We start from the raw sequence: 15,934 nt of genomic DNA, 5'->3' as shown, positions 1-15,934 counted from the left end.
GAGCCTTGTGGCAGAATCGTTGTCTTTCACTGAGAAAGACGGACAAGCGGTAGATATACAGACCAGTCCGGGCGAGTGCTTGAGTCCATTCTTGCGTTGGGCCGGCGGAAAACGGTGGCTCGTTCCCGAAGTTCGCAACATGCTCCGGAATTCGGAGATCGGGGACTACCACGAACCCTTCCTTGGTGGCGGTGCCATGTTCTTCGGTCTTGGAGTATCAGGGGAGGCGCACCTTTCGGATATGAACTCCGATCTGATCGAGATGTACCGGAGCGTCCGAGACAACCATCTATCGGTGCATCGCTATCTGGAGCAGTACGACAATACCGCAGATTGCTACTACGAAGTTCGGTCTAATGTGCCACGCGGACGATATCAGCGAGCTGCGCGATTCATATTCCTGAACCACACATCGTACAATGGAATTTACCGAGTCAATCTGAACGGTAAGTATAATGTACCGTTTGGGCGTAGAGAGAACCCGCAGATTCCGAGCAAGTCCGCGTTGGCGGCGGCATCGCGACGTCTTCGGGAGGCTCACTTGTGGGTTGAAGATTTTTCCAGTTCTGTGGCCAGAATTTCGAGCAACGATCTAGTGTTTCTGGATCCGCCGTACACCGTAGCCCATAACAATAATGGCTTTGTCAAATACAATGAGCGTCTATTCAGTTTCGATGACCAGCGGCGAATACGCAATTATCTCGATGAGGTGCAGCGCAGGGGCGCGTACTTTATACTAACCAATGCGGCGCATGATTCAATTGCGGAGCTGTTCGGGGACATTGGGCGACGTATGGTTGTGCATCGACGCAATTCGATTGGCGGGGGTGGTGCTGCCCGCGGTCGGGCAGATGAGTACCTCTTCACGAACTTGAGGGAGGCGCATGGAGATCCCGGATGAGTGGTGCGTGCTCATGGAAGGGCAGTTTCGCCGCGAGATGCGGAGGAGGGCGTCGGGCTATGAAAGCCTAGCGATCCGTCCGCAGGATGTACCAGACGCACTTGAGCGGGGATGGGAAATTGAGAAGCGCTTAAAGCGCACAGTTCGTATCCGAAAGTTGAAAGACGGAGTAGTCGCGCTTCGTGATCGCGTATGGGTAATGCTCGCGAAACTTGGATTCGACACGATTACGTGTGCCCCTGAAATCCAGCTCATCCCCGGTAACACAGCGGCAACGTTCTCTATCGCAGCCGCCGACGATGAAGTGGTCTTGCTGGTTAAGTGCGAATATGCATCCGATGCTACCTCGGGGTCACTGATAGACGTTGGACGCGGTCTGCGCGAGGAATCAGATATGGTTCATGCGGCAGTCCGAAAGATATTCCCCGGCAAGAAGGCGAAGTTTCTTGTAGTAACACAAAATATGCTTATCTCTAGCGCCACGCGTGCCGAGTTGAAGTATTCCGGATATGAACATATGGACGAGGACGTTGTAGAGTACTACTACGGCCTCGCTGAGCATCTCGGGACGGCGGGACGATATCAGTTCTTGGGAAGCCTATTTGCCAATCAAAAGATCCCCGGACTTGAGTCGAGGGTGCTAGCGGTTGAGGGAAGAATGGGTGGCCATAGGTACTATTCATTTACGATTGAACCTGAGAGACTGCTCAAGTTGGCCTATGTGTTGCACCGCAGCAAAGCCAACAGTGAGATGATGCCGACATATCAACGACTTATCCGAAAGAGTCGACTTCGAGACGTTGCCGGATTCGTTTCTGGTGGTGGATTTTTCCCGAATTCGCTGATTGTCAACGTGGATTCTCACGGACGTGGCGGTTTACAGTTCGATCCGGCCAAGGTTCGATTTGACGTCGACAGCGGCCGAGTCGGAACGTTGCATCTTCCGCAGACGTATCGTGCGCTGTATGTGATCGACGGGCAACATCGCCTCTATGGTTACGCCGGTCTTGAATCAGCTATGAAGGACAAAATTCCCGTTGTGGCGTTTGTGGACCTTCCGCGCGTAGAGCAGGTCCGGATGTTTATGGACATAAACGAACAACAGCAGGCCGTGCCGAAGAATCTGCGAAGTACCCTCAATTCTGACCTGCTATGGGGGTCGAAAGATCCGCGTGAGCGAACCGAAGCCATAAGGCTGCGGATCGCGCAGGCAATGGGCGAAGAACGAGATTCTCCGCTATTTGGACGAGTCGTTGTCGGCGAAGATCTGAAGACGTCGCTGCGATGTGTTACGGTTAGCGCAATTGATGCGGGAATCGCGCGTGGAAATTTGGTTACGAGTTTCAATAAGTCTACTGTCCGTCGTCAGGGCATCTTAAATCGTGATGACGTTGACGATACGTACGCGTTGGTCAAATCGTATGTGAGTTCGTGCATGTGGCGTGTGCGAGACGGGGTGCCACTTCAGTGGAATTTGGGCTCGGCCGAAGGCGGATTCCTGTTCATGAATAACGGAGTCGAAGCTCTCTTGCGTCTGTTTAGCGATGCACTTGAGCATGCCGTCAAAATCGATTCGAGCCTGGCGGAATGCGACGATGTCGGCCATTTGGTTGATTCTGTAGCCGGGGTTCTTGACGGGCTGATCTTAGTGCTCAATGGTATCAGTTTCGAGGACGGTTCGCAGCTTCGAAGGCAGTATGGAGGAGGAGGCGCGAACGGTATGTTGAGGGCGCTGCAAGCTGAGTTGACGTCCGTTATTCCATCGTTCGACCCGGCCGGTTTGAGCGACTATCTAGCGAGTCAAGATCGTAGGTATGTCACCGAAGCCTTCAATGTTATTTCTGAAGTAGAATCGTTTCTCAAGAACGACGTAAAAGGGAGGCTGCGCGGCGAGTTTGGCGAGCTCTGGTTCAAGAAGGGCGTCCCGATAGCTGTCCAGAAGAAGGCTGGTGAGCTTGCAGTCGAGAAGAATCTTGATAGAGATCTAACTGAAGAAGTTCACCCGTGGGATTGCATGTATCTGACTCAGTATCGCGACATATTTACCGCGAGCCCCGACCTGTGGTCGAAGTTATTCGCGTCTCAGTACGGTTCTCCGCGGGTGCCCAAGGGGCAGTGGAAGAAGGCGAGCGAGTGGCTAATTCGCTTCAATCTGGTTCGAAACAAGTGTGCTCATTCTGAGCCGGTTTCCGAGGACGACTTTGAGTTTGTGGTGGCTGTCAGATCGTGGCTTGCCGAACACAACGGCGGGAATCTCTTGTAGATATATGATGGCCGAAGCCGCTAGGTATGGATTAAGGTCAGTAGACTGCACGCTGTAGCTGCTTCGCCGGCTTTTGTCGCGCTATGAGTATTCTCCCAGGAGTTTCGGTGAAGTCCAGCAGGTCGCCGAAGGAGTGCGGCTCGTATGTGGACTAGGCGATTTCGTCCGTCAATGCCCCGCGCAAGCACGGAAGCCCAGGGCTCCGCGTTGCTCAACGCACGGATGGAGTACTCGCCCGCCAGACCCGGTCCCGGGACAGTGGTAGTTCCCGGATCGGTGTGCCGATGGCGTCGGCGACCGCGGCGGCGAGGGCAGGGGCCACCGGGTTGTACGGTGCCTCGCTCATCGACTTCGCTCCCAGCGGGCCCAGTTCGTCGTAGGTCTCGGCGAAGACCACCTCCGTCTCCGGCGCATCGCCCATCTGCGGCACGTGATAGTTCCGCAGCTCCGGGTTCTCCACCGCACCGGACTCGTCGATCCGCATCTCCTCGTACATCGCCGTGCCGAGCGCCTGCACCACCGCGCCCTCGATCTGGCCGCGCAACTGCTCGGGGTTGAGCACCGTGCCCGCATCGGCGGCGTGCACCGACCGCAGGATGCGCACCTCGCCGGTCTCCCGCCGCACCGCGACGACGAATCCCTGCACGTTGAAGGCGAGCGAGCGCGGCGTACCGTCGTGCCGCCCACGCCCGATGATCCCTGCGGCGCTGCGCAATTGCGCTCCCGAGAAGGACTCGGTCCCGTGCGTGGCGCGCAGCTGCGCCGCCGCGTCCTGGGCCGCGGCCAGCACCGCCCGCCCGGCCACCACCGTGCCGGCCGAACCGAACGCACCCGTGTCGTGGCCGACCGCGTCGGTGTCGGACTGCCGGATCGACACCTCGTCGGGGTCGCAGCCGAGCGTCTGCGCCACGAGCTGTCCCAGCACGGTGGTGGTGCCGTTGCCGAACTCCGCGGTCCCCACCGACAGCAGGGGACCGTCGGCGGTGAGCTCGACGGTGGCGTCGGCGATGTGGCCGCGCGGCGGCAGCGTCGCGATCATCGCGAGCGCCGCGCCACGGCCCACCGCCCATCCCGCCGGGGCGTCCACGGGCGGGCCCAGCCGGTCATGCACAGCATCGAGGCACTGATCGAGACCGTAGCTGCCGCCGTAGGTGAGATCGCCATCGGCCGGATCGGGACCAGCCACATGGAAATCCACCAGCGGATCGCCGGCGCGCACCACGTTGCGCCGCCGGAACTCCACCGGATCCAGACCGGCCTGTCGAGCCAGCTCCGTCATCGCGCCCTCGATCGCGAAGCCCACCTGCCCCAGGCCGTATCCGCGGAAGGCGCCGGACGGCAACGTGTTCGTGTACACCGCCCGCGCCTCGATCCGCTTGTTCGCGCAGCGGTACACCGCCGTCGATTCGCTGCAGCCGTGGAACATCACCCCGGTCGAATGGTTGCCGTACGCACCGGCGTTCGCCAGGACGTCGATATCGAGCGCGGTGAGCACCCCGTCGGCATCGCAGCCCGCCCGTACCCGCACCCGCATCGGATGCCGTGACGGCGCCGTCACGAATTGCTCCCGCCGCGTCATCTCGCACTGGACCGGCACACCGAGGCGCAGCGCGGCATGCGCCACATACGCTTCCACCAACATCTCCTGCTTGCCGCCGAAGCCGCCGCCCACCCGGCCCGTGAGCACCCGCACGCGATCGCGGTCCAACCCCAGGAGCAGCGCCAGTTCGTCGCGCACCAGGAACGGGACCTGCGTCGAACTGCGGACGGTGAGCCTGCCGTCGTCACCCGTCCACGCCCGTGCGCAGTGGGTTTCCAAGTGCACGTGCTGTACCCGGCCCGTTCGCCACACCTCGTCGACGGTGAAGGCCGCGTCGTCCAAACCGCGGTCGGCGTCGCCGGTGTGCGCGGACCCCGCGGCCACCAGATTGCACGCAGGATCGGCGATCCGGGATGCGGCGTCCTTATCGCCGTGCACTCGTACGTCGCTCGTCAGCGCCTGCTCGGGATCGAGGACGGCGGGCAGGATCTCGTACTCGATCGTCACCGCCGCGGCGCCGCGTTCGGCGGCGCGCGCATCGTCGGCGATCACCGCCACCATGCGCTGCCCCGCGTACCGGGCGATCGGGTCGTACAGGAGTGTGTCATCCGGGTCGTCGGCGCGGTCGTGGTGCCGCGCCCACGAATGCAGCACTCCCGGATCGTCGTCCGGCCCCAGTACCGCCCGCACTCCGGGGATGGCGAGCGCCGAGGTGGCGTCGACGGTCAATACGCGGGCGTGGGCATGGGGGCTGAGCACGAAACGCAGGTGGAGGGTGCCGGGCGGCGCCTCCTCGTCCAGGGTGAACGCCGCCGCGCCGGTGACGACCGCCGCGGCGGCGGGGGCGCGGGGACAATCCGCACCGGGTGCACCGGCCAGTGCGCTGCGGATGGATCGATAGCCCGTGCACCGGCAGAGATTGCCCTTGAAGGCCTCGGCCTCGGCGCGCGGTCCCTGCCCGGCCCGGTGCGCCGCCGCCGTGACCACCATTCCCGGCGTGCAGTAGCCGCACTGGAATCCCGCCGCCGCCACGAAATCCTGTGCGACCGAGCAGGTCTCGCCCGGGGCGGCCAGGCCTGCCGCGGTGACGATCTCGGCACCGTCGGCGCGGAACGCGGGCGTGATGCACGAGTGCCGCGCCGCGCCGTCCACCAGCACGGTGCACGCGCCGCAGTCGCCGTGATCGCAGCCCCGCTTCACGGCATGGGTGCCCAGGTCGCGCAGTACGGTGCGCAGGCACTGTCCGGGGGCCGGGTCGACTTCGACGGCACGGCCGTCCACGGTGAGCTTCACGACGCCCACCCCAGTTCGTCGGCGATCTCGGCGGCGAGCACCCCGACCACCGCGCGCCGCCAGTCCGCCGCGCCGTGCACATCGTCGACGAAGAGCTCGTCGGCGATAACGCTGCCCGCCGACGCCCACGGGGTGCCGGCCCCGAGAACGACGGGCCGGTGCGTCGCGGCCGTCACCACGAGGCGTGGCGATCCGTCGGCCGCGGTGCGGCCGATGAGCAGCGCCCCGGACCGGCCGCGGTCGGCCATCGCCGCCTTGCGAAGCGCCGTCGGCGAGGCCAGCGCCGTCGCCGGGAAGTGCAGGCTGCGGATCAGGTCTCCCGGGCCGAGCACTGTGCGTCCGCTCCCGCGCACGAAATCCGCGGCGGCCACCACGTCGGCCGTCCCGTCGGCGCGCCACACCAGGACCTCCGCATCGAGCGCGACCGCGGCGGCGATCATCGCCCCCGCGGGGTACGCGAGCGCCAGGTTCCCGCCGATCGTCGCGGCGCCCAACACCTTGAACGAGGCCAGCAGACACTGTGCGGCCTCGCCGAACAGCCCCGTGGCGGGCCATGCCGCGGGGTAGTCGAACCCGGCCAGCTCGTCGAGCGTCGCGGTGGCGGCGACGTCGACGCCGTCGGATCGCACAGTGACCGGGCGCCACCCGAGCGCCATGAGGTCCACGAGCACCGTCCGGTCGAGCTGCGGTTCGGAGAAGACCCAGGTTCCACCGGCCACGAACAGCCCGGATACGGGGAGCGCCTCCCGTTCGGCGGGGGCGATCACGGTGTGGATGGCGGGGAGGTCCATGGGGTGATTCAACGGGGCCCGCGCGCCCCCGGATACCGCTCGCGCTACGAAATCCGGTGGTTACACGGCGCCGTTATTGTGGGAATCTACGACGGAAGGAGGCGGCGTGCGGCTCGGCGAGCTCATCGACATCCCGGAGTTCCGGCTGCGGCTCCTGGTGGATCCCGGGGAGGCACGCGCGGTGGAGCTGGGCCGGGTGTTCACCACCGATCAGCCCGTCCCCGAGCGCTACCTCAGCGGCGGCGAGCTGGTGCTCACGGGCCTGCTCTTCCACTCCGGTGATGCCGCCGAATCCGAGCAGTTCGTGCGGTCCGTGGCGGCCGGCGGGGCAGTGGCGATCGGCGCCGGCATGGACCACTTCGGTGCGGTGCCCGACCACTTCGTGGACGCCTGCTCCCGCGCGGGAATGGCGCTGTTCGCGGTGCCCGCCGATGTCTCCTTCGGCGATCTGACGCACGCCTTCATCCACGCGGCGCAGCGCCAGGCCGAGCAGGTGCACGCCGCCCTGGATCGCTCCCGCAAGTTGCTCGCGGCGCTGGCCGAGGGGAGGGCGCTCGATGAGATCGCCGCTTCGGTGGTGTCGGCCACCGGCATCGGCTGCCAGTTGCTCACCGCCGCGGGGAAGCGGGTCGCGGCGGTGGGGCTCGCCACCACGGACCCCCAGCTCGACGAGATCGCGGCCGCCGCACAGTCGGCCCGCAGCTTTCCGCTCGCGGTATCGGGAGGAACGCTCGTCCCGGTCGGTTCGCGCCGCACTCTCGCGACCGCCTGGTACCTGTTCCTCGGCGCCGCACCGGCGGCGATCCCTCGCGACGCCTGGGACGCCTACGACGAGTTCATCGCCATCACCTCGCTGGTGCGTGCGCGCGAATCGGATGTCGCGCGGCTCGCCGATGCGGACGGTGACGCCGCGGTCGCAGCGCTCGTCGCAGGCGATGGCCGCCTCGGCGCGGGCACCGTCGTGGTGGTCCGGGGCGGCGATCCGCGGCTGCTGCGTGGCCTGGTCCGGGATGCGCTCGTGGCGCTCGCCGGGGTGACGGTGGGCGTCGACGAGGGTGATGTGATCGCCCACCTGCCCGGCGGTGCAGTCGGCTCGGCCTGCGACGAGCTGCGGCGGCATCTCCTGCGCGTGGCGCCGGCCCTCGACGGCCCGGTGCGGATCGGGGTCTCCGACCCCTCGCCCGCCGAGGGCGTGGGCGGCGCCGTGCGCGCGGCCCGGCTGGCAGCCGATCTCGGCGACGGGCCGGTGTCCCTGCACACGGCGGCCGAACTCAGCTCGGCCCGGGCATTGTTCGCCTATGTGCCCGACCGGGTGCGCGAGGACTTCGTGGCCCGCGTACTCGGACCGCTCATCGACCACGACGAGCGTTCGGGATCGGACCTGTTGGCGACGCTGCGCGTGTTCCTCGCCACCGGCGGGTCCTGGGTGCGGACCGCGGACGAGCTGCACCTGCACCCGAACTCGGTGCGCTACCGGATCGCCAAGGCGGCGGAGCTGACCGGACGCGACGTCTCGGACAACCGCGCGCGGGTGGACGTCTCCCTCGCACTCGAACTGCTCTGACTCACAGCGCGGGCGAGAGCACCTGGCGCCCGCGCACGTAGGTCGAAGCCACGGCGTCCTCCCGCATGGTCATGAGCAGTGTGAACACCGCAGCCTCGGAACCGCTTCCGCAGTGCTCGAGCGAGGCCCGGAGCCCGGGGGAGCGGTGAGGATCGACCACCACGAAGTCGGCCTCCTTGCCCGCCTCGAGGTTGCCGATGCGGTCGTCGAGGTCGAGTGCGCGGGCACCGGCGAGGGTGCACAGGTCGAGCAGGGTTGCGGCATCGAGCGCCACCGAGTCGCGATCGCTGAGGTGCACCTTGTACGCCGTGTTCGCGACCCGTGGCAGCAGCCATTCGTCGCCCGCCCCCACGTCGGTGCCGAGGGCCACCGTGACCCCCGCGTCGATCGTGCGCCGCCAGGGCATGGTGCCCGAGCCGAGGAAGAGCTGCGAGACCGGACAGTGCGCGATCGACGATCCCGCCGCGGCCAGGGCGGAGAGTTCGCCGTCGCCGCAGTGGACCGCGTGCGCGAACACCGAACGGCGACCGAGGAAACCGGCGTACGCATCGAGGTAGTTCGTGGTCCCGTACGCGCGGCGCACCGCGGCGACCTCACCGTCCGGGCCGGAATCGTTCTCGGAGAGGTGGGAGTGGAAGTAGACGCCGTCGCCGCGCACCTCGTCGTAGAAGTCGGCGAGCCGGCGCATCTCGGCGGGCGCGAGGGAGAGGGCGAACCGCGGTACCACCGCCGACCGCACGAGTCCGTCGCCCGCGCCGTGCCATTCGCCGATCTCGTCCCGGCACAGTCCGAGCGCGGTGTCGATGTCGGTGAGCAGGGGTGCCGCCGCCGCGGGTCCGAGCGTCTGGACGCCGCGGCCCGAGACCGTGCGCAGGCCCCAAGCGAGGGACTGCGTGTACAGCGCCTTCTGCGCTCCAGGGAAGGCGGACCCGAAGACCAGGGCGGTGGTGGTGCCCGCCGCGGCGCGACGCGCGCAGAAGGCGTCGGCCGCGATGTCCGCGAACGCGGGATCGGCGAGCCTCGCCTCGGCGGGGAAGATGCAGCGCTCCAACCACGTCAGGAGCCTGCCGCCCCCGTACGCGCCGGTCGAGAACACCTGGGGGAAGTGCACGTGGGTATCGACGAACCCCGGTAACACGAATCCGTCCCGATGATCGACGACGGGCGCGGCGCCGTATTCGGCGGGCAGGTCGGCCCACGCCCCGCGGAAGCCGATCGTCCCATCCGCCCGGACGGCCAGCGCACCGTCCGCCTCGATCCGAAGTGCCGGGCCGTGCGGGCCGGGAACGGCGTCGACGAGCCGCGCGCGGAAGACGGTGGCGGGCACGGGAGTCACCATCGGCCCTCGATCGACGGTCCCGCGCCGAGGGCGGACGCGATCGGGTTCGCGTTCGCGACGGTGTCGTCGAACCGGTAGTTGACGATCTTCGCGATCTCCACGACAGCGAAGGCCCGCTCGGTGGCTGCGGAGTTCTCCAGTCGTTCGCGGCCTGAGCGCACCACCCGGTCGTAGCGTGCGATCTCCCGCGCGCACACCACCAGCGGGAATCCGAACTGGTCGCGGTAGGCGACGGCGAGCGCATCGACCTCGGCGCGCTCGTCCGGACCGAGATCGGCCAGCGCGATGTGATCGGCGGCCAGGGCGGCGCCCTCGGCGTCGCGGGCGCCCAGGTCGGGGAAGGTGCGGATCAGCTCCGCCTTCTCGGCATCCGAGCCGGAGAGGATGGCTTCGGCGAAGGCCGCCCGCAGATCCCCGGTGTCCGCGAACGGCGCCCCGGCGAACGCGCGGTCGAGCACCCAATCGCTGTTCTGCACCACGGCGCCGAAGGTCTCGCCGAACTGCTCGCGCGACATCGCGTTCACCTCGGGCAGCGTGATCACGCCGTCGGACGGGCCGCCCGCGACCGCGGGTCCCTCTCGCCGTCCCACGTGGAAGAACAGCAGGTTCAACGCGATCGCGGTCACGCTGCCGAGCGTGATGCCCGAGCCGAACAGGATCTCCAGCCACGGCGGCACCGCCTCGGAGACCTTCGGATAGGTGGTCACCAGGATGCCCATGCCGAGTGAGGTGGCCACGATGATCAGGTTCCGGTGATCGGAGAAATCGACGCGGGACAGCACCTGGATGCCGATCACCGCGACCGTCGCGAACAGCGTGAGCGCAGCCCCGCCCAGGACCGGCGCGGGGATCGACGCGACGGCCGCGGCTCCCTTGGGAAGCAAGCCGAGCACGATCATGATGCAGCCGGCCGCTGCGACCACCCAACGGCTCTTCACACCGGTGAGCCGGACCAGTCCCACGTTCTCCGAGAAGCAGGTGTAGGGAAAGGAATTGAAGACACCGCCGATCACGGAGGCGACGCCGTCGGCCCGCACGGTGGCGGCGATCTCCTCCTTGCCGATGCGTTTGCCGACGATGTCTCCGGTCGCGAAGACGCTGCCCGTGGACTCGACGGCGATGATGAGCATCACGACGATCATCGAGATGATCGCGACCGGATCGAAGCGGGGAAGCCCGAAAACGAAGGGATGGGCGAAGCCGACGACATCGGCGCGACCGACCTCGTCGAAGGACGCGTCGCCCAGCAGGAAGGCGACCGCGGTCCCGCCGACGAGGCCGATCAACACTGCGACCGTCTTCATGAAGCCGCGGAAGAAGCGCTGGATCAGGACGATGACCGCGATGGTCCCGAGCGCGTACAGCAACCAGCGGATGTTCCCGGGATCCTCCTGGCCGGTATGCGGATTGGTGACGGCGTCATGTGCGCCCACGGGCAGCAGGGAGATGCCGATCAAGGTGAGGACGGTACCCGTGACCACCGGCGTGAAGAACTTCAGCAGTCGCGCGAAGTACGGCGCGATGAGGAAGGTGAACACCCCGGCCACGATCACCGCGCCGTAGGCGTAGAGCAGCCCTGCGGTGCCGCCGCCCTTGCTCAACGCGATGGCCACCACCGGGCTCACGCAGGCGAAGGTGACACCTTGAAGCAGCGGCAGCCGCACGCCCACCTTCCAGAAGCCGACCGACTGGATGATCGACGCGATCCCGCAGGTGAACAGGTCGGCCATGATCAGCAGGCGCAGTTCATCTGCGGACAGGCCGATCGCGCGGGCGATGATGATCGGTACCAGGACGGCGCCGGCGTAGAAGGCGACGACGTGCTGCGCGCCGTAGGCCACGAGCCGTCCCGCCGACGGTACGCGGTCGACAGGGTGGGGCTGGACCGCGGATGTCGGCCGGAGCGAGGTGGTCATGCCGCCCAGAGTGCACCCGGTTCGCCACGGCGCGCGTGTGCCGGAGAAACGAAAAGTGGAGCCCCGCCCCTCCGGCCTTTGGAGGATCGCACAAGCGCCGCGCGAGGCCGGCGGAACCGTGCCTACACTGCGGCGATGCCCATCGAACTGCTCGCCGAACAGGCGGAACCGCGCCTCACCGGGGTGCTGCTCGCCGCCGGTGCGGGAACTCGGTTCGGCATGCCCAAGGTGCGAGCGGCGGGCGGCCGATGGGCACGAACCGCGGTGCGCGCACTGGCCGACGGTGGATGCACGCGAGTCCTGGTGGTGCTCGGAGCCGATCTCACGGCGCACATCCCCGGCGCCGAGATCGTGGTGGCCGGCGACTGGTCGGTGGGGCTGAGCCGTTCGGTGGCGGCGGGTCTCGCACGCGCCCGCGGCGACGTGGTCGTCGGGCTGGTCGACACCCCCGACATCGGGGCGCAGTGCGTGCGCCGCGTGATCCGCGCCGGGCGCAGGTCCGAAGGCGGCACGGCGCGTGCGGAGTACGACGGCGTACCCGGGCACCCGGTGTATCTCGCGGCACGGCACCGGGAGCCGCTCATCGCAGCACTGCTCGGCGCGGGCCCCCGGGATGCGGACCGGGGCCTGGGACCGCACCTCCCCGAGACCACCGAGCTGATCGACTGCGGGGACCTCGCCACCGGCCTCGATATCGACCGGCCGGTTCCGATCGGGGGTGCACGATGAACCGCCTTCTCCCGGAATCCTTCCGGCGAGCGGTGACCGCGGCCTCCGGAGACATCGCGGTGGCGACCATCGACGAGGTCACCCGCCCCGCGCCGCTGCCCGTCGGCGAGCAGCTGCTGGTGTGGGAGCACGGAGTGGTGGGCACCGTCTCCGCCGGATGCGTGGAGGGTGATGTGGTGGCCGCGGCGCATCGGGTGCTCGCCGACGGCCGCCCGCGCACGCGGACGTACGGCCCCGGGGGTGGCCCGTTCGTCGCCACCACCTGCGGCGGCACGCTGCGGATCGGTATCGAGCGATTCCCGGTGCTCGACCCGGATTCCACACTCGCCGCCATCGCCGCGCGCAGCGGCAGGTGCGAGCCCCGGCGGCGACTGTTCCTGGTGGGCGCGACCAGTCTCGCGGCGGCCCTGGCCGGGCTCGCGGGACCGCTGGGCTACCGGGTGGTGGTGATCGACCCGCGTCCCGCGTTCGCCACCCGACTTCAGGTGGACGAGGCCGACGAGGTGATCTGTGGCTGGCCCGACCGGGTGCTCGCGGCGGCACAGGCCGGTCCCGCCGATGCACTCGTGCTGCTGACGCACGACGAGCGCTACGCCACAGACGTTCTCGCGAAAGCACTGCGCAGCGGTCTCGGCTACGTGGGAGCACTGGGATCGGCCGCCACCGGGCAGGGCCATCGTGCCGCGCTCGCGGGGGAGTTCACCGCTGCGGAGGTCGCGCGACTCCGCTCGCCGGTGGGTATGGCGATCGGCGCCAGCGGGCCGGCCGCGATCGCCGTGTCGATCGCGGCCGAGCTGATCGCCCTGGGGTAGTCAGTCGAGGACGCCGCCGCCCAGGTTGATCGGACTGTCCTCGATGTTGCCGACGATCCCGCGGATGATCCCGGCACCGTCGGCGCCCCGGAGTCCGTCGTACCAGGCCTGCGTGACCTGAGGATCGAAGGCGTGCGTCTCATCGCCGCGCTTGCGGGCGCGCAGCACGAGATCGCCCGCCCGCTCGGACCGGATCTTCTGGTAGCGCAGCAGCGTGTCCTGCACCGAGACGGTGTTGGTCGCGACCGCGATGCCCAAAGCGAAGGAGTCCTCCAGGGCCGAGCACGCGCCCTGGCCGATATCGGGTGCCGTGTTGTGCGCGGCATCGCCGAGGATCGCGACCCGCCCCCGCACCCACGTGTGGAACGGATCGATGTCCCAGATCTCGACCCGGTTGAGCGAGGTCGCGGGGTCGATGCTCGCCAGCAGGGCCTGCACTCCCGGGGCCCAGTCGTCGAACGCCGCACGCAGGGGCGCGATCCCGTCGGACGGGTCGTACGGGAGTCCGTGCTCCTGGGGGACGTCGAACCAGAAGTAGAAGCGATCGCCCGCGATCGGCATCACGGCGGCGCGCTTGCCCTCCGCGACGTAGGTGGTCCACTGATCCGGTGGCCCGATCTCCGCGGACAGCGGCACGAGTCCGTTGAAGTTGGTGTAGCCGGAGTACTTCCGTTCGATCCGCGGTGCGCCCTCCGGTGTCACGTAATCGCGCACCGTCGACCGGGCCCCGTCGGCGCCGATCAGCATGTCGGCGGTGTCCGTACCGCCGTCGGCGAAGGTCGCGGTCGCGGTGGTCCCGTCGTCCGCCACATCGACCAGCTGCCTGCCCAGATGGATCCGATCCATCCCGAAGGTGTCCATCAGCAGGGCCTGCAGATCGGCCCGGGCCACGGGATAGGGCTTCTGGCCCGTCTGCGCGGTCACGGGGGCGAGGCTGAACCGGCACAACTGCTCACCGCTGTGACCGTCGAGGTAGGCCATCGTCGCCATATCGCCGCCCAGCGCCGCGACCTGGTCCGCCAACCCCAGCCAGTTGAGCACCTTCACACCGTTGGACCACAGCGACAGCGCGGCGCCCACCGGCCGGTTCTCCCGCATCTTGTCGTAGATCGTCACGTCGTGTCCGAGCCGGCGCAGGGCGATGCCGGCGCTGGTTCCGCCCACGCCCGCGCCGATGATGATGACCTTCATGTCCAGCACGCTATGCGGGCCGTGTCACACGGGTATTTCCGATCGGGCCCAGGGGATTACGACGATGTTTCCGCGGCGGTCAGCTGCCGCGGTAGGTGGTGTACGAGAACGGGCTGAGCAGCAGCGGCACGTGATAGTGGGGAAGGCCTGCGACGGTGAAGGCGATCGTCACGAACGGATGGAAGCTCTCCTGCCCGGTGTCTGCGAAGTACCGGCCGGTCTCGAACCGCAGCAGGTAGGCGCCGTCGGGCAGGTGCTCGGGCCCGAGTGCCAGCCGTCCGTCGGAATCGGTACGGCCGCGATCGATCTCCGTCCCGTCGGCGCGCGCGAGCACCGCCTCCACGTCGGCGGCGGGGGCGCCCGCTACCGAATCCAGGATGTGCGTGGTCAGATGGCTCATGCGGTGGCCTCCTCGGGTAGATCGGATCGCATGCGCAGGGTGGCGATCTCGCGGAGCGCGTCGAGGCCCTCGGCGATCTCCGTCGCATCGTCGTTCGTCAGTCGTCGTTGCGCCTCCACGAGGATCTCCTGTGCCGATCGTCCCGCCGCACGCACCAGGAAGACACGGCCGAAACGAGATTCGTAGGCGGCATTGGCGGCGGCGATCTCCGCCCGCACCGCGGTATCGGCATCGGACACCGCGGCCTGCTCCGAGGCCGAGGCCCGTGCGTCGGCATCGTTCCCGGTGGCCCGCTGACCGATTCGCGGGTGGTGGGCGAGAGCCGCGTCCAGATCCTCGGCCGTCCACTCCGCGGACAACGCCGAGGCGTGCTCGACCAGCTCCGCGGTCGACCCGTAGGGCCGGGCGGCCACGACCGCATCGGCCCAGGCCGGAACCGCCGCCCACACGCGCACGAGGCGCGCGGCGTCGCGGGAGTCGAGAGCGTTGAAGTCACTGAGCTGCACGGGCTCAGCTTAATGACACCGCGGCGATCGCACCGGACACGGCGGCGCCGGACGGTCGACTCCGCGCTACTGCAGGCGGAACCGCAGCGAGGCGATCACATCGTCGAGTGCATCGGTGAGCAGGCGAATCCGATCGGCCGGTCCCGGCGCCGCGAGGCCCGGTGCCGATCGGCATCGGAGAGCGGCAGCGCGCGGGCGAGGAAGTAGCTGCGCTCCACCGGATTCTCGGGGAGCTTGAGCTTGGGCCACCGTCGCGGCTTGGCCCCGTCGCGGCGCGCGAGTTGCGCGGCGAGGCGTTCGATCTCGTCGCGTTTGCCGAGCAGGGGGATGAGGTCGACGGCGGGCTGCACCTCGTCGGGCCACGGCTCCGCCTCGGCGAGCGGGTACGGGTCCTCGGGGAGCCAGCTCCGTACCCGGATCCGCTCCGTGCCGCGGCACACCAGAGTGAACTCGCCACCCATCCGGCGCACGTAGCGGTCGATCTGCGCGACGGTGCCCACATCGGTGCGGACGTCGCCGCCGCCCACCTCGCTGCCGCGCTCGATCAGCACGACGCCGAACCGGCCGTCGGTCGCCAGGCAGTGCTCCACCAGCCGCCGGTAGCGCGGTTCGAAGATGCGCAGCGGCAGCTCCTCACCCGGCAGCAACACGGCGCCCAACGGGAACATCGGCAGTTCGGTCACGGCTCC

13 protein-coding genes are annotated in these 15,934 nt (G+C 67.8%); 5 read left to right on the top strand and 8 right to left on the bottom strand.

Annotated features, from left to right (window positions below; translation table 11 throughout):
• Positions 1-7 precede the first annotated feature (7 nt).
• The gene (locus ABD108_RS01905) at positions 8-901 is read left to right on the top strand and encodes a DNA adenine methylase (protein ID WP_343929088.1); all 894 of its coding nucleotides are present in this window, start codon (positions 8-10) and stop codon (positions 899-901) included.
• Positions 885-3,164 (top strand): DGQHR domain-containing protein, encoded by a 2,280-nt coding sequence (locus tag ABD108_RS01900; RefSeq protein ID WP_343929087.1) that lies wholly within the window; start codon positions 885-887, stop codon positions 3,162-3,164. The genes ABD108_RS01905 and ABD108_RS01900 overlap by 17 nt, the downstream gene beginning before the upstream one ends.
• A 211-nt stretch (positions 3,165-3,375) precedes the next feature.
• Here ABD108_RS01900 and ABD108_RS01895 read toward each other — a convergent pair whose 3' ends face one another.
• Together ABD108_RS01895 and ABD108_RS01890 are read right to left on the bottom strand one after the other, a co-directional pair.
• Positions 3,376-5,997: a molybdopterin-dependent oxidoreductase gene (locus ABD108_RS01895; protein ID WP_343929086.1), complete on the bottom strand. Its 2,622-nt coding sequence runs from the start codon at positions 5,995-5,997 to the stop codon at positions 3,376-3,378.
• A complete protein-coding gene (locus ABD108_RS01890; RefSeq protein WP_343929085.1) occupies positions 5,994-6,788 on the bottom strand; it encodes an FAD binding domain-containing protein in 795 nt (264 codons plus the stop codon). Before ABD108_RS01890 ends, ABD108_RS01895 begins: the two co-directional genes overlap by 4 nt.
• A 106-nt stretch (positions 6,789-6,894) precedes the next feature.
• Between ABD108_RS01890 and ABD108_RS01885 the strand changes: the two genes are divergently transcribed.
• Positions 6,895-8,352, top strand: a complete 1,458-nt coding sequence (locus tag ABD108_RS01885; RefSeq protein ID WP_343929084.1) for a helix-turn-helix domain-containing protein — start codon at positions 6,895-6,897, stop codon at positions 8,350-8,352.
• Between the two features lies 1 nt (position 8,353).
• On the opposite strand, the gene ABD108_RS01880 is transcribed toward ABD108_RS01885, so the two are convergent.
• Positions 8,354-9,688: an amidohydrolase family protein gene (locus ABD108_RS01880; RefSeq protein ID WP_425579764.1), complete on the bottom strand. Its 1,335-nt coding sequence runs from the start codon at positions 9,686-9,688 to the stop codon at positions 8,354-8,356.
• Positions 9,685-11,607: a solute carrier family 23 protein gene (locus ABD108_RS01875; RefSeq protein WP_343929082.1), complete on the bottom strand. Its 1,923-nt coding sequence runs from the start codon at positions 11,605-11,607 to the stop codon at positions 9,685-9,687. The genes ABD108_RS01880 and ABD108_RS01875 overlap by 4 nt, the downstream gene beginning before the upstream one ends.
• A gap of 135 nt (positions 11,608-11,742) precedes the next feature.
• On the opposite strand from ABD108_RS01875, the gene ABD108_RS01870 reads away from it, so the two are divergent.
• On the top strand, positions 11,743-12,336 hold the full coding sequence (locus ABD108_RS01870; protein WP_343929081.1) for a nucleotidyltransferase family protein: 594 nt from the start codon (positions 11,743-11,745) through the stop codon (positions 12,334-12,336).
• The gene (locus ABD108_RS01865) at positions 12,333-13,148 is read left to right on the top strand and encodes an XdhC family protein (protein WP_343929080.1); all 816 of its coding nucleotides are present in this window, start codon (positions 12,333-12,335) and stop codon (positions 13,146-13,148) included. The genes ABD108_RS01870 and ABD108_RS01865 overlap by 4 nt, the downstream gene beginning before the upstream one ends.
• Here ABD108_RS01865 and hpxO read toward each other — a convergent pair whose 3' ends face one another.
• From hpxO to ABD108_RS01845, 4 genes are all read right to left on the bottom strand, one after another.
• Positions 13,149-14,339, bottom strand: a complete 1,191-nt coding sequence (gene hpxO / locus ABD108_RS01860; protein ID WP_343929079.1) for an FAD-dependent urate hydroxylase HpxO — start codon at positions 14,337-14,339, stop codon at positions 13,149-13,151. It abuts the gene before it with no gap.
• Positions 14,340-14,418: 79 nt separating this feature from the next.
• A complete protein-coding gene (gene uraH / locus ABD108_RS01855) occupies positions 14,419-14,739 on the bottom strand; it encodes a hydroxyisourate hydrolase (protein WP_305111855.1) in 321 nt (106 codons plus the stop codon).
• The gene (uraD, locus tag ABD108_RS01850; protein ID WP_220656111.1) at positions 14,736-15,245 is read right to left on the bottom strand and encodes a 2-oxo-4-hydroxy-4-carboxy-5-ureidoimidazoline decarboxylase; all 510 of its coding nucleotides are present in this window, start codon (positions 15,243-15,245) and stop codon (positions 14,736-14,738) included. Before uraD ends, uraH begins: the two co-directional genes overlap by 4 nt.
• A 95-nt stretch (positions 15,246-15,340) precedes the next feature.
• Complete coding sequence (locus tag ABD108_RS01845) at positions 15,341-15,928, bottom strand: LON peptidase substrate-binding domain-containing protein (RefSeq protein ID WP_343929078.1); 588 nt, start codon at positions 15,926-15,928, stop codon at positions 15,341-15,343.
• Between the last annotated feature and the right edge of the window lie 6 nt (positions 15,929-15,934).

Source organism: Tsukamurella strandjordii (assembly GCF_039525985.1).
GTDB classification, from domain to species: domain Bacteria; phylum Actinomycetota; class Actinomycetes; order Mycobacteriales; family Mycobacteriaceae; genus Tsukamurella; species Tsukamurella strandjordii.
Note: the sequence above shows the minus strand (reverse complement) of the source record. Positions and strands in the feature narration are given on the sequence as shown.